Source organism: Pseudomonas sp. BIGb0381, from assembly GCF_024809815.1.
Lineage (GTDB): Bacteria > Pseudomonadota > Gammaproteobacteria > Pseudomonadales > Pseudomonadaceae > Aquipseudomonas.
On the sequence record NZ_JANUEN010000007.1, the window covers coordinates 196,475 to 210,856 of the forward strand.

A 14,382-nucleotide genomic window follows, 5' to 3' on the forward strand; every position below is an offset into this window, starting at 1 on the left:
ATGCGCGAACCCGGTTTATTGAAACCAGCGGTCCTGTGGCTGCTGCTGTTGGCGCCGCTGTTTTTCAGCACTTACGGCTTCGCCACCTGGGTCACCAGCCAGCGCAGCGACGTCGGCACCCTGGTGTTCGACTGGGAAACCCATATGCCGTTCTGGGCCTGGACCATCGTGCCCTATTGGTCCATCGACCTGCTTTACGGTTTCTCCCTGCTGCTGCCCACCAGCCGCCATGAGCTGAAGCAACACGCGCTGTGCTTGCTGAGCGCGCAGGTCATCGCCGTGAGTTGCTTCCTGATCTGGCCGCTGCGCTTCACCTTCGAGAGGCCGGAACTGGATGGCGTGTTCGGCTGGCTGTTTGCCGTGCTGGCGGGGTTCGACAAACCGTTCAACCAGGCGCCCTCGCTGCATATCGCGCTGCTGGTGATCCTGTGGGTCATGTATCAGCGCCACACCCAAGGGTTATGGCGCTGGCTGGTGCATGGCTGGTTCGCCTTGATCGGTATTTCGGTGCTGACCACTTATCAACATCACTTTATCGACTTACCCACAGGCGCCCTCGCCGGCTGGATCTGCGTGTGGCTGTGGCCGGTGGAACATCCAAGCCCCCTGCTGAATGCACGGCTTACCCGAGATTCGAAGCGCTGGCGCTTGGGCCTGCGCTACGGCCTGGGGGCGTTGGCACTGGCAGTTCTCGCGTTTTCCCTGGGCGGCGCCTGGTTATGGCTGCTCTGGCCGGCGGTGTCCCTGGGTTTGATCAAGGTGAATTACCTGGTGCTCGGCGCGTCGGGCTTTCAGAAACGCGCCGATGGCCGGCTCACGCCTGCGGCGCGCTGGCTGTATGCACCCTATCTGGCCGGGGCGTGGATAAATTCGCGCCTGTGGACACGCAAACACCCACAGCCGGACCTGATTGTGGATAACGTGTGGCTTGGGCGGATTCCCAGTGCGAAAGAGCAGGATTCATTCAGCGCCATCGTCGACCTCTGTGCCGAGTTGCCGATTAATCCACAGGGCCGCGCGTATCAAAGCATCCCCGTGCTGGACCTGATTGCCCCGACACCCACCGAATGCCAGCAAGCCGCCGAGGCCATCGAGCGCCTGCGTTCAAGCGGCCCGGTGCTGGTGTGCTGCGCCCTTGGCTACTCACGCAGCGCCACCGCGGTCGCCGCCTGGCTGCTGCACAGTGGGCGCGCCGCCACGGTGGACCAGGCGCTGGCTATTATTCGTACAGCGCGGGCCCATGTGGTCCTGCATCCTGCTCATCGTCAAGCGTTGGAGGGTTTGCCTCATGCCCGCTGATATGGAACTCCAGGTGGTCGCCAGCCTGCTGCGCCGTGGCCGTTCACTGGATCAGTTATCCACAGGCCTGACCGTGGCCGGTGTGTTATTTGGTCTCGCCCAGTTGCTGATGGCGAGTGTTTCAACCATCTGCCTGCTGCTCAGCCTGTGGATGATTATCCTGGGGCTGCTGCAAAAGTACTGGGCGCTGCGCGTTGCCTTCGACGCCGACCTGTTCGCCCTGCTGGCCCGCGATACCGAGCGCACCCCGGACCTCGACCAAGCTCTGCAAGCCCTCGGCCTGCAATCGCCCAAGCGTGCCGGCCGGCCCTGGACCGAGCGCCGTCGCGGTGCCCTCAAACTGTTGCGCAAACAAGCCTGGCTGCTGGGCGCGCAAGCGCTGCTGACCCTCGCCGTGATCCTCGCCAGCCCCTGGCTGCCTTTCGCCGGATAAGGAATCCCCATGTTCGAACCCGTCGTCGCCACGCTCATTACCTCCATGGCCCGCACCGTCACCGGCGCCCGCAGCCTGTGGCTGGGTTGCGCGCCAGTGCCGGTGCAACGTATCTATTTCGCCAACCACAGCAGCCACGGCGACTTCGTTCTGCTGTGGGCCTCGCTGCCGCAAAACCTGCGCAAATTCACGCGCCCGGTGGCCGGCAGCGATTACTGGAATAAAAGCGCCCTGCGCCGCTACATCATCAACCGCGTGTTCAATGGTGTGCTGATCGACCGCGAGCGCAAAGTCCCTGTGGATAACCCCTTGCAGCCCATGCTCGCCGCGCTGGAAGGCGGCGACTCGCTGATCATCTTTCCCGAGGGTACGCGCAACCTGGAGGACGGCTTGCTGCCGTTCAAAAGCGGCATCTACCATCTGGCCAACAGTTACCCACAGGCCGAATTGATTCCGGTGTGGATCGCTAACCTCAACCGGGTCATGCCCAAGGGCCGCGTCCTACCGCTGCCTTTGCTGTGCACCACCAGCTTCGGCGCTCCATTGCAATTGGAAGAAGGCGAAGACAAAGCCGCGTTCCTTGCCCGAACCCGCGATGCCCTGCTCGCCCTCGCCCCGGAGCACTCCTGAGATGGATAGCCAAACCCTGATGTTATTTGGCGGCATCGGCGCGATCCTGGTGCTCGCCTCGCTGATCGGCCTGATCCTCAAACTGCGTACCCGTGGCACGCCCAATGCGGTGATCGACAACCTCAACGCCCGCATCAACGCCTGGTGGGTGATGGTGGTGGTCATCGGCATCGCTTTCTGGCTCGGTACCGGTGCGGTGATCCTGCTGTTCTACGCGGTGTCGTTCTATGCCCTGCGCGAATTCCTCACCCTCACACCCACCCGGCGCAGCGACTACCCGGCCCTGGTGGCCGCGTTCTACCTGGCATTGCCGCTGCAATACCTGCTGATCTACTCGGACTGGTACGGGCTGTTCTCGATCTTTATCCCGGTGTATGTGTTCCTGCTGCTGCCGATCCTCGCCTCCCTGGGCGGCGACACCACGCACTTCCTGGAACGCGCCTCCAAGGTGCAATGGGGCCTGATGATCGCGGTGTTCTGCGTGTCGTTCGTGCCCGCACTGCTGACCCTCGACATCCCCGGCTACGAAGGCCGCAACCTGCTGCTGATCGCCTACCTGGTGATCGTGGTGCAACTTTCGGACGTGCTGCAGTACGTGTGCGGCAAGCTGTTCGGCAAACACAAGATCGCGCCCAACCTGTCGCCATCAAAGACTGTGGAAGGCTTTGTCGGCGGGATTCTGTTGTCATCCCTGATCGGCGCGGCGCTATGGTGGACCACGCCGTTCAACCCGTGGCAATCGTTCCTGATCGCCTTGCTGATCAACCTGCTCGGCTTCGCCGGCGGCATCGTCATGTCGGCAATCAAGCGCGACCGGGGGGTGAAGGACTGGGGGCATATGATCGAAGGGCACGGCGGGATGCTGGATCGGCTGGATTCGGTGTGTTTTGCGGCGCCGATTTTCTTCCACCTCGTGCGCTACTGGTGGACCTGACCCACACCCCTCTCAAGCCCAATGAAGATCAAACTGTGGGAGGGGGCAAGCCCCCTCCCACATTGGTTTTCTGGTGTTATCGAGGTTTAAGCAAAGTCTGAAAGCGCTGCTCCTACCTCTCGCTTCTCTTTATTTCGCAGGACATTTCCGAGAGAATCCCAGCCGCTTGTGCCCTGCCTTTTCGGTGGCTAGTCTGCGTTCGTCACTGCCAATTCAGTGACCGGGTTTAGTCGCTCGGGAAAGATTTACATTGGGCGCACAAGCGCCATCTCAAGCATGGCGTTTTTTTCTGCCAACGCTTTATGGTGGCTGTGCGCAGGGCACCTTCGGGTGCGCCGGGTTCCCAATGTTCCGGTCGACTAACCTGCGTACAGCTGCCACCCCATCGTTTAGTCGCGACTCGTGGCAGCTCCAATTACCTACATTGGAGTTACCGCAATGAGCAAAGTAAAACCCGGTCCGCCCCATCCCTTTTTCATCCCCCACCCCGAAATCAGCTTCGAAGACGCACTGGTCTACGCCTCAGACCTGCTCCACTGTGCCGAACAGTTGCGCGACTCGCCCAAAGCCGCAGGACACCTCATGGAAATGGCCAGAGTGATGGTCGACCGCTCATTGGAATGCATGGGGCCCCGCTGACGCGGTAAACATCCCCGCCGTGCGGCGTATCGGCGTCATCTTTTGTATCAAAGACGCGTGTAAGATACGCCGCACTTAGCCAGGGATGCTCACCATGTTCGATTCGCTCAAAGCCGTCAGCCGTCGTGTTGTCGGTGTGTTTCTGACTGTGGTGGGGGCCGTTTTTGGCCAATGGCATCCGCCGCTATGGCTGCGCGCTATCGGCCGTGGCCTGGTGAACCTGGGCAACAAAGCCCGCGCTTATCCGCGCCAGGCCGGTGCCGGCGTATTGGGCCTGGTGCTGCTGGCGGCCGCTGGCTTCTATGGCTGGCACTGGTACTCCAACCTGCCGCAGCCCCACACCGTGGGCTATTCGCTGCACAAACCCAATCTGACTGACTACACCCAGCAACCGCCGGTTGTGGATAACTTGCAAGTGCGTTTTGCCGAATCGGTGGCCCCGCTGGCCGCCATTGGCAAGCCGGTCACCGAGGGCATCACCCTCAAACCTGGCGTGGCCGGTACCTGGCGTTGGTCCGATGACCGTACTCTGCTGTTCGTACCGGAGAAAGACTGGCCCATCGAAGCGGGTTACACCCTTGATCTGGCCAGGAAAGGTTTGCTGGCCGATGGCGTACTGCTCAGCCAGTACAGCAGCCAGTTCTCCACCCAGCCATTCCGCGCCACCCTGGCACACAACGAGTTGTATCAAGACCCGTCGAACCCGACGCTGAAACAACTGGTGGCGACCTTCCATTTTTCCCATCCGGTCGATGAAGACAGCCTGCGCAAGCGCGTCTCCGTAACCCTCGGCAAAGGCCTGGCCTACCGCGACGCCCAATTGCCCAACCGCCCGGAAATCAGCTTCGACGAGACCAAGCTGAACGCCTACGTACGCTCCGCCGCCCTGGCCACGCCGCTGGAAAGCACGCCGGTCAGTGCCAAGCTGGATGAAGGCATCAAGGCCCGCAACGGTGGTAACGCCAGCACCGCGCCACTGGTGGCGGAAGTCACCGTGCCTGGCCGCTATCGCCTGACCTTTACCGGCGCCGAAGTGAGCTTTGTGGATAACGAGCGCGGCGAGCCTGAGCCGGTGCTGATGTTCAGCAGTTCCAGCGCCGTGGCCGATGACACCATTGCCGGTAAGGTCCAGGCCTGGCTGCTGCCGGAAAAAGCCCAGGACGACACCCGTCCCTATAACAGCAACGACATAGATGACGCCCTGCTGGCCCGTAGCACCAAGGTCACGCTGACCCACGTGCCCAGCGTCGAACCGCTGAACACCCTGCACGCCTTCAAGTTCAAGGCCCCGGCCGGCCGTGCGCTGTATGTGCGCGTGCCCGCCAACCTGGAAGCCATCGGTGGCTACCTGGCGAAAAACCCGACGGCCTCGCTGATCAGCATGCCGGCTTATCCGCGCACCTTGCAGTTCCTGTCCGACGGCGCGCTGCTCAGCCTCAATGGCGAAAAACGCCTGGGCTTCATGGCTCGTGGTGTACCTGGCGCCCATGTGGAAATCGCACGCTTGCTGCCCAACCAATTGCAGCACCTGGTGGACCAGAGCAGCGGCAGCTTTGCCCGGCCCAATTTCGGCAACGAGTACTTCGACCGCATGGTTGAACGCCAGTCCCTGGATATTGCGCTGTCGTCCTCGGACCCGGCGAAAACCGTCTATGACAACGTCGATCTGAGCCACTACCTCACCGCCAACGGTGGCCGTCGCGGTATTTTCGTGCTCAAGCTCAGCCCTCAGGATGAGCCGGCCGAGCGCACGTTCGACTATTCGCGCAGCACCACCTCTGACCTGCGCTTTATCGTGGTCACCGACCTCGGCATCATCGCCAAGCGCTCCAGCGATGGCAGCCATGACGTGTATGTGCAGTCCATCGGCAACGGTTCGCCGGTGTCCGACGCCCAGGTCGACATCATTGGCCGCAACGGTCTGCCCGTGAGCAGCGGCCACACCGACGGCGAAGGCCACGTGCATTTCGCCAAGCTGGATGAACTGCGCCGTGAGAAGACACCGCTGATGTATGTGGTCACTCGCGGCAATGACCAGTCGTTCCTGCCGATCGCTCGTCAGTCGCAGCAGCTGGATTTGTCACGCTTCGACGTAGGCGGTTTGGAAGAAGACGGCGCGATTGATCGCCTCAGTGCCTACCTGTTCACCGACCGTGGCCTCTACCGCCCTGGCGAAACCGCGCACCTGGGCATGATCGTGCGCAGCGGCAACTGGAAAGGCGCCCTGCAAGGCCTGCCCGTGGAGTTGCAGATCACCGACCCACGCGGTCTTGAAGTGATTCGCCAGCCGCTGAAGCTGTCTGCCAGCGGTTTTGAAACCTTTGATTTCCCCAGCAGCGAAGTCGCCCCCGCCGGTGACTACACCGCGACCTTGCAGTTGATTGGCCAGAAACAGACCCGCACCGACCTCGGCAGTGTCAGCTTCAAGGTCCGCGATTTCGAACCGGACCGCATGAAGGTCAACCTGAGCCTGCACGACACCCCGGTGCAGGGCTGGATTCCACCGGACCAGGTGGTGGCCAAGGTCACCGCGATGCACCTGTTCGGCGCCCCGGCGGCCGGCCGTCGCGTCACCGCAAAGATGTCCCTGAGCCCGACGCTCGCGGCATTTGAGCGTTATCCCGACTACCGTTTCCGCCTCAACGATTCCCTGGAAGAGGCCAGCACCGAAGACCTGGCCGAGACCACCGCCGACGACAACGGCCAGGCAGTACTCGATCTCAACCTGCAACGCTTTGCCAACAGCACCTATCGCTTGCAGGTGATGACCCAAGTGTTCGAGGCCGAAGGGGGTCGTAACGTGGCGGCACAAAGTGCGTTGCTGGTGTCGTCCTCCCCCTATCTTGTGGGTGTGAAAAGTCAGGACTCGCTGTCGTACGTCGCCAAGGATGCCCCGCGCCAGGTGCAATGGATGGCCGTCGCGCCCGACCTCACCCCGCTGGCGGTGGATGGCCTGACCAGCGAAGTGGTCGAACACCGCTACGTGTCGGTACTGGTGAAACAGTCCAACGGCACCTACAAGTACGAGTCGCGCATCAAGAACATCAGCCAGCCGGCCTCACCGCTGGTGATGACCAAGGACGGCGCCAGGCAGACCCTGAACACCGCCACCCCTGGCGATTTCACCCTGCAAGTGAAGGACGCCAACGGCAACCTGCTCAACCAGATCGACTACAGCGTGGCCGGACGCGGGAATACTTCGCGCTCCCTGGAACGCAACGCCGAGCTGCAACTGCGCCTGGATAAACGCAGCTACGCCACCGGCGATGAGATCGCGATCAGCATCCGCGCGCCTTACACCGGTGCGGGCCTGATCACCATCGAGCGGGACAAGGTCTACACCCAGCAGTGGTTCAAGGCCGACAGTACCAACAGCGTGCAACATATCCGCGTGCCTGCGGGGCTTGAGGGCAATGCCTACGTCAACGTGCAGTTTGTGCGCGACATCGGCTCGTCCGAGGTTTATATGAGCCCGCTGTCCTACGGGGTGGTGCCGTTCAGCATCAACCTGGATGCACGGCGCATGGCGTTGAAGGTCGAGGGCCCGACGAAAATCGAGCCGGGGCAGACCCTCGACATCAAGGTCAACGCCGACCGCCCCGGCCGCGCGGTGGTGTACGCGGTGGACGAAGGCATCTTGCAGGTAGCGCGCTACCAGACGCCGGACCCGCTGGGTTTCTTCTTCCAGAAGCGTGCGCTGGAAGTCGGCACCAGTCAGATCCTGGACCTGATCCTGCCGGAATTCAGCCGCCTGCTCAGTGGGGCTGCGCCCGGTGGCGATACGGAAGGCGCCCTGGCCAACCACCTCAACCCATTTAAGCGTAAACATCAGCCGCCAGTGGCCTGGTGGTCCGGGCTGGTGGACTTGCCCGCCGGTGAAACCGTGCTGCATTACCAGGTGCCCGACAGCTTCAACGGCAAGCTGCACCTGTTCGCGGTGGCAGTGGATGCCGACAGCGTGGGCGTCAGCGAGGCCAATACCGAGGTCCGTGGCCCGATCGTCATCACGCCGAACGTGCCAGCCTTCGTGGCGCCGGGTGATGTGTTCAACGTCAGCGCCGGGGTATTCAGCAACCTCGAGGCTGCGGCGGACGTGAAGTTTGAAGTGCAGACCAGCGACGGCCTGGTGGTGCAGGGCGACAAAGCCAGTACCTTGTCCCTGCAACCGCGTAAGGAGGGCACCGCCGAGTTCAAGATCAAAGTCGGCGAAACCCTCGGTTCGGCGGATTTGCGCTTTGTTGCAGTGTTGCCGGATGGCAAGCGGATCCAGGTGGCGGAAACCACTTCGATTCGCCCTCTGAGCGAGCATCGCGTGGCCCTGAGCCTGGGTCGCTTCGACAGCGCCAGCAAAGAGCTCAAGCCCACCCGTGAACTGTTCAGCCAACTGCGCGACGTGCAACTGGGCGTGGCGGCCTCGCCGCTGGTATGGGCCAACGGCCTCAAGCATTACCTGGATGACTACGGCTATGCCTGCACCGAGCAACTGGTGTCCAAGGCCATGCCGGCGTTGATCTGGGGCGGTACCGCACCCGAAGCCGAACACGCCTTCAGCGCAGCGGTGCGCATGCTGCGTCAGCGCCAGAACCAGGCCGGTGGTTTCGGTTTGTGGGCCGCCAACCCGGATGTGGCGCCCTACGCCAGCCTGTACGCCACCGATTTCCTGATCGAAGCCAAGGAACGCGGGCTGCCGGTGCCCGAAGACCTGCTGGTGCGCGCCAATAGTTATCTGACGGACTTGGCCAACGGCCCGAGCGAAGGCCTGTCTGAATTGCGCAACCGCGCCTACGCCAGTTACCTGTTGAGTCGTCAGGGGATTCTGGTGAGCGGCGCCTTGAGCGATATACGCGAACGCTACGAAAGCTACTTCAAGGACAGCTGGCAGAACGACCTTGGCGCCGCCTACCTGGCGGCCAGCTACAAACTGCTCAAGCAGGATCGCCAAGCCGACACCTTGTTCCGCAAGATCCCTTGGCGTTCGCTTGTGGATAAGTGGGACAGCGATGGCCTGTATTACGACCCGCTGGTCCACGATGCCGAGCACCTGCACCTGCTCGCTCGCCATTTCCCCGAGTTGCTGGACGATGTTCCTACAGCCCTGCTGGATAAACTCGGCAAACGCCTCAACGAACAGCGCTACAACTCGCTGTCGGCGGCGCTGTTGCTGCGCGCCCTGGACAACTACGGCCAGCGCGCGCAAAGCGAGATGACCCTCAAGGCCACCGCCTGGCTGGGCGACAAGCAGCAACAACTGCTGGAAATGGCCGGCCAGCCACCCCGAGCGGCTGTACCGAGCGCCACGCAAAAACTGCTGATGGAAAAATCCGATGGCCCGGCGGCGTTCTACATGCTCAGCGAAGCCGGTTTCGATAAGGGTGCCAAGCTCAAGCCAATCAGCAACGGGCTGGAGATCATCCACGAATACCTCGACCTCAAAGGCGAGCCGGTGAGCACAGTGGCGGTGGGCGATGAGTTCCTGGTGCGCTTGCGCCTGCGTGCCACCGACCGTGACCAGGTGCAGCAAGTGGCCGTGGTCGACCTGCTGCCCGGTGGCGTCGAGCCTGTGTATAACTTGCCGCCGGAGCCGGAAACCGCCAGCAGCGAGGAAAGTGAAGGCGAAGAGTCCGATTACGTCGAAGAAAGCGATCAGGAAGCCGATGCCTGGCAAGCGCCGATCGGCGAAACCGAGCTGAGCAACTGGCAGCCGGACTACGTGGATGTGCGTGATGATCGGGTGGTGTTGTACGGCACGGCGCTGCGCGACGTAGGCACTTTCGTCTATCGCGTACGCGCCACCAACGCCGGCACGTTCAATACGCCACCGGCCTACGCCGAAGGCATGTACGAAACCACCCTGCAAGGGCGCGGCAAAGTAGGCCAGCTTGAAATTACCAAGCCTTAAACACCTGGCGCCGCTGCTGGCAGCGGCGCTGGTGCTGGCGGGGCTGCGGCTGTGGCCCCACGCTCCGCTGGAACAGGCTGTGACGTCGTCACGGGTGGTGTTGGCCGATGACGGTTCGCTGCTGCGCATGACCCTGGCGGATGACGGCCAATACCGTTTATGGCTACCGCTGGAGCGCATCTCGCCGTCACTGGTGGAGGCCTTGCTGCTCAAGGAAGACCGCAATTTCTATTGGCACCCGGGGATCAATCCCCCGGCGTTGCTGCGCGCGGCCCTGGCCACCTACAGCGGCGGCCAGCGTCAGGGCGGCTCGACCTTGAGCATGCAATTGGCGCGGCGCCTGTGGGATCTCAACACCCGCCAGGTACCCGGCAAATTGCAGCAGATGGCCTTGGCCCTGTGGCTGGAGGCGCGCTACAGCAAGCACGACATCCTTGAGGCGTACCTGAACCTGGCGCCCATGGGCGGCAATATCGAAGGCGCCGAAGCGGCCAGTCGCATCTACTTTGGCAAGGCGGCCGCGCAGTTGTCGTTGTCCGAAGCCTTGGCGCTGGCGGTGATTCCCCAGCAGCCGGGGCGGCGCGCACGCTTTGGGCCGTCACTGCAAAACGCGCGACTGCGCTTGATGAATGACTGGCGTGAAACTTATCCACAAGACCCGCGTAACGACAGTTTGCTCGACCTGCCCCTGGAAGCCCGCAACCGCCAGCAGATCCCGTTTCTGGCGCCGCATCTGAGCGAGCAGTTATTGGCATCCCAGTCAGGCAACGAACTCAACAGCACCCTCAACCTGCCCCTGCAGCAATTGCTCGAACGCCTGATCAGCGGCTTTATCGCCGAGCGGCGCAGCACCGGTGTGGAAAATGCCACGGCCATCCTGATCGACAGCCGCGACCAGAGCGTCAAGGCGCTGGTGGGCTCGGCGGACTACTTATCCACAGGCATCCACGGCCAGGTCAACGGCGTGTTGTCACGCCGTTCGCCGGGGTCGACCCTCAAGCCGTTTCTCTACGGGCTGGCGCTGGATCAAGGGGTGATCCACCCCATGAGTATCCTCAAGGATTTGCCCAGTAACTTCGGCTACTTCCAGCCGGAAAATTTCGACGGCAGTTTTGTCGGGCCTCTGACCGCACGGGATGCGTTGATCCGTAGCCGCAATATCCCGGCGGTGTGGCTGGCCAGCCAGGTGAAGTCGCCGTCGTTGTATGGGTTGCTGCAACGCGCCGGGATCAAGGGCCTGCGCGCAGAAAGCCATTACGGCCTGGCCCTGGCCCTCGGTGGCGGTGAGATGACACCGGAAGAGCTGGCGCGGCTGTATGTGATGCTGGCGGGCGACGGCCATCTACGGCCGTTGCGCTATTTACAGGAGCAACCCCAGGCCACCGGCCCGCAGCTCCTCACCCCGCAGGCCGCCTTCATGGTGCGCGACATGCTGCGCCGCAACCCGCGACCGGATGGCCTGCCCGCGCGGCACTGGCGCACCGCCTGGAAAACCGGCACATCCTGGGGTTTCCATGATGCGTGGAGCGCGGGCCTGGTCGGTCCCTACGTGCTGGTGGTGTGGGTGGGCAACTTCGATGGTCGACCCAACCCGGCGTTTATCGGTGCCAAGACCGCTGCACCGCTGTTCTTCCGCATCGCCGACGCCCTGCCCCTGGCCTTGCCCAACGTCGTGATCAAGGCCGACAAACCACCCGCCGGCCTGGTGCGCATCGACGTCTGCGCCGCCTCGGGCGAATTGCCCAACCGCTGGTGCCCACAAACCCGCAAGACCTGGTACATCCCCGGTGTTTCACCGATTCGCGTGTCCAACCTGCACCGCCCGGTACTGATCGACACCCGTACCGGCAAGGCCGCGTGCCCGCCGTTCGAGGCGCAATACACCCGCGAGGAAGTCTTCGAATTCTGGCCCAGCGACATACAACGCCTGTACCGCGCCGCCGGCCTACCCCGCCGCACGCCACCCAACGTGATGAAAAACTGCCAGCCCAACCGCATCAGCGACCAGAGCGAAGCCCCGCAGATCCGCTCGCCGCTGACTCAAGTGAGTTATCAGTTGCGCCTGTCCCAACCCCAGGAAAGCATCCCGCTGAACGCGAATGCGGCCAGCGATGCGGCGACGCTGTACTGGTTTGCGGATCAAACCTTGATCGGCCAGGGCCCGCCGCAAGCCACATTGAACTGGCGGCCGGGTAAGTCGGGGGAGTATCGGCTGCGGGTCAGTGATGATCAGGGGCGTAGTGCGAGCCGGGGGTTGAGGGTGGAGTTTGTGCCTTAGGAGTGGCCATCGCACTCTGCAAGCTCCACGTAGTTCGACTCCCCACCTCCTGTCGCCCCCGACAACCAACCCCACACGAAACTCAGCGTGGTACGCCCGGCAGCATCGACGCCGATGATGCCCCGGGACCAGCCGGCCAGCAGCTCACCCTCCAGCGTCAGGCACTGATACAGCAGCTCGATAGCTTCTGGGCCTGTGACGCGGCCGACCTGCGTACCCAAGCGAATTCGGCCACCTTGGTAGGTGCCGGAAATGGCATCGCCGTCGACAAGGTAATGAAACACCGTGCCCGCGCCGGATAGCCCGTGGGTGTTATTGGCGACGGTGAATCGGCGGTTGTGCAAACGCTCGTGGATTTGCGAGAGGGTGTTCATCGAAGGCGCGTCCTTTCGCGGGTACCTGGAGACCCGGGCGGGCCTCCAGGGTAGAGCGGATTACTCCACCGTCACCGATTTCGCCAGGTTACGCGGCTGGTCAACGTCGGTGCCTTTGAGCACGGCGACGTAGTACGACAGCAGCTGCAGCGGGATGGTGTAGAGGATCGGCGACAAGGTGTCGTGGATGTGCGGCATGTTGATGACGTGGGTGCCTTCGCCGTTGGTCATGCCGGCTTTTTCGTCGGCGAACACGATCAGTTGGCCGCCACGGGCGCGGACTTCCTGCAGGTTGGACTTGAGCTTCTCCAGCAGTTCGTTGTTCGGCGCTACGGTGACCACCGGCATGTCGTCGTCCACGAGGGCCAACGGGCCGTGTTTGAGCTCACCGGCCGGGTAGGCTTCGGCGTGGATGTACGAAATTTCCTTGAGCTTCAGCGAGCCTTCCATCGCCACCGGGTACTGCGCGCCACGGCCGAGGAACAGGGTGTGGTTCTTGTCGGCGAACAGCTCGGCGACTTTTTCCACGGTGCTGTCCATGGCCAAAGCTTCGCCCAGACGGGTCGGCAGGCGGCGCAGTTCTTCCACCAGGGTGGCTTCGACGCCGGCAGCCAAGGTGCCGCGGACCTGGCCCAGGGACAGGGTCAGCAGCAACAGGCCGACCAACTGGGTGGTGAACGCTTTGGTGGATGCCACGCCAATTTCGCGACCGGCTTGGGTCAGCAGGGTCAGGTCGGACTCACGCACCAGGGAGCTGATGCTGACGTTGCAGATCGCCAGGCTGGCAAGGAAGCCCAGCTCTTTGGCGTTGCGCAGCGCGGCCAGGGTGTCGGCGGTTTCGCCGGACTGGGAGATGGTCACGAACAGGGTGTCGGGCTGCACCACCACCTTGCGGTAGCGGAACTCACTGGCGACTTCGACCTGGCACGGGATGCCGGCCAGTTCTTCCAGCCAGTAACGGGCAACCATACCGGCGTGGTAGCTGGTACCACAGGCCACGATCTGCACATTGCGCACTTTGGCGAACAGCTCCGCAGCCTGTGGGCCGAAGGCGTTGACCAGCACTTGCTTGTCGCCAAGGCGGCCTTCCAGGGTGCGCTGTACCACGGCCGGTTGCTCGTGGATTTCCTTGAGCATGAAGTGGCGGAACTCGCCCTTGTCGGCGGCTTCTGCACCGTCGCGGTACTGCACGGCTTCGCGCTCGACGGAATTGCCGTTCACGTCCCAGATCGCCACGCTTTCACGGCGAATGTCGGCAATATCGCCTTCTTCCAGGTACATGAAGCGGTCGGTGACCTGGCGCAGGGCCAGTTGGTCGGAGGCGAGGAAGTTCTCACCCAGGCCCAGGCCGATTACCAGCGGGCTGCCACTGCGGGCGGCAACTACGCGGTCCGGTTGGCTGGCGCTGACCACGGCCAGACCGTAGGCGCCGTGCAGTTCCTTGACCGTGGCCTTGAGGGCGGTGGTCAGGTCACTGTGGTCCTTGAGCTTGTGGTTGAGCAGGTGGGCGATGACTTCGGTGTCGGTGTCCGAGGTGAATACGTAGCCCATGCTCTTGAGCTGTTCGCGCAGCACTTCGTGGTTTTCGATGATGCCGTTGTGCACCACGGCCAAGTCACCGGAGAAGTGCGGGTGGGCGTTACGCTCGCACGGTGCGCCGTGGGTAGCCCAGCGGGTGTGGGCAATCCCCAGGCGACCTACCAGCGGCTCGCCGGCCAATGCCTGCTCCAACTCGCTGACCTTACCTGGGCGGCGCACGCGCTCAAGCTTGCCAGCATTGGTGAAGACGGCCACACCTGCGCTGTCGTAGCCGCGGTATTCCAGGCGCTTGAGGCCTTCGAGCAGGATGGCAGTAACGTTACGTTCGGCAACTGCGCCAACAATTCCACACATGGT

Annotated in this window: 9 protein-coding genes; 7 read left to right on the top strand and 2 right to left on the bottom strand. The window is 62.8% G+C overall.

The window, feature by feature from the left end; translation table 11 throughout:
- The 7 genes from M2397_RS19705 to pbpC all read left to right on the top strand — a co-directional run bounded on the left by M2397_RS19705 (position 1) and on the right by pbpC (position 12,112).
- Positions 1-1,299: a phosphatase PAP2/dual specificity phosphatase family protein gene (locus M2397_RS19705; RefSeq protein WP_259244273.1), complete on the top strand. Its 1,299-nt coding sequence runs from the start codon at positions 1-3 to the stop codon at positions 1,297-1,299.
- Entirely contained in the window at positions 1,289-1,732 is a 444-nt protein-coding gene (locus tag M2397_RS19710) for a hypothetical protein (protein WP_131697731.1), read from the top strand. Before M2397_RS19705 ends, M2397_RS19710 begins: the two co-directional genes overlap by 11 nt.
- A gap of 9 nt (positions 1,733-1,741) precedes the next feature.
- A complete protein-coding gene (locus M2397_RS19715) occupies positions 1,742-2,362 on the top strand; it encodes a 1-acyl-sn-glycerol-3-phosphate acyltransferase (RefSeq protein ID WP_259244274.1) in 621 nt (206 codons plus the stop codon).
- Position 2,363: 1 nt separating this feature from the next.
- A complete protein-coding gene (locus M2397_RS19720) occupies positions 2,364-3,296 on the top strand; it encodes a phosphatidate cytidylyltransferase (protein ID WP_032885177.1) in 933 nt (310 codons plus the stop codon).
- A 438-nt stretch (positions 3,297-3,734) separates the two neighbouring features.
- Positions 3,735-3,935 (top strand): DUF3077 domain-containing protein, encoded by a 201-nt coding sequence (locus tag M2397_RS19725; protein WP_131697733.1) that lies wholly within the window; start codon positions 3,735-3,737, stop codon positions 3,933-3,935.
- Positions 3,936-4,029: 94 nt separating this feature from the next.
- Positions 4,030-9,834, top strand: a complete 5,805-nt coding sequence (locus tag M2397_RS19730; RefSeq protein WP_259244276.1) for an alpha-2-macroglobulin — start codon at positions 4,030-4,032, stop codon at positions 9,832-9,834.
- Positions 9,815-12,112 (top strand): penicillin-binding protein 1C, encoded by a 2,298-nt coding sequence (gene pbpC, locus M2397_RS19735; protein ID WP_259244277.1) that lies wholly within the window; start codon positions 9,815-9,817, stop codon positions 12,110-12,112. The genes M2397_RS19730 and pbpC overlap by 20 nt, the downstream gene beginning before the upstream one ends.
- Here pbpC and M2397_RS19740 read toward each other — a convergent pair.
- A complete protein-coding gene (locus tag M2397_RS19740) occupies positions 12,109-12,486 on the bottom strand; it encodes a hypothetical protein (protein ID WP_259244278.1) in 378 nt (125 codons plus the stop codon). The two genes, pbpC and M2397_RS19740, sit on opposite strands and share 4 nt — an antisense overlap.
- 60 nt (positions 12,487-12,546) lie before the next feature.
- Entirely contained in the window at positions 12,547-14,379 is a 1,833-nt protein-coding gene (gene glmS, locus M2397_RS19745) for a glutamine--fructose-6-phosphate transaminase (isomerizing) (RefSeq protein ID WP_131699637.1), read from the bottom strand.
- Between the last annotated feature and the right edge of the window lie 3 nt (positions 14,380-14,382).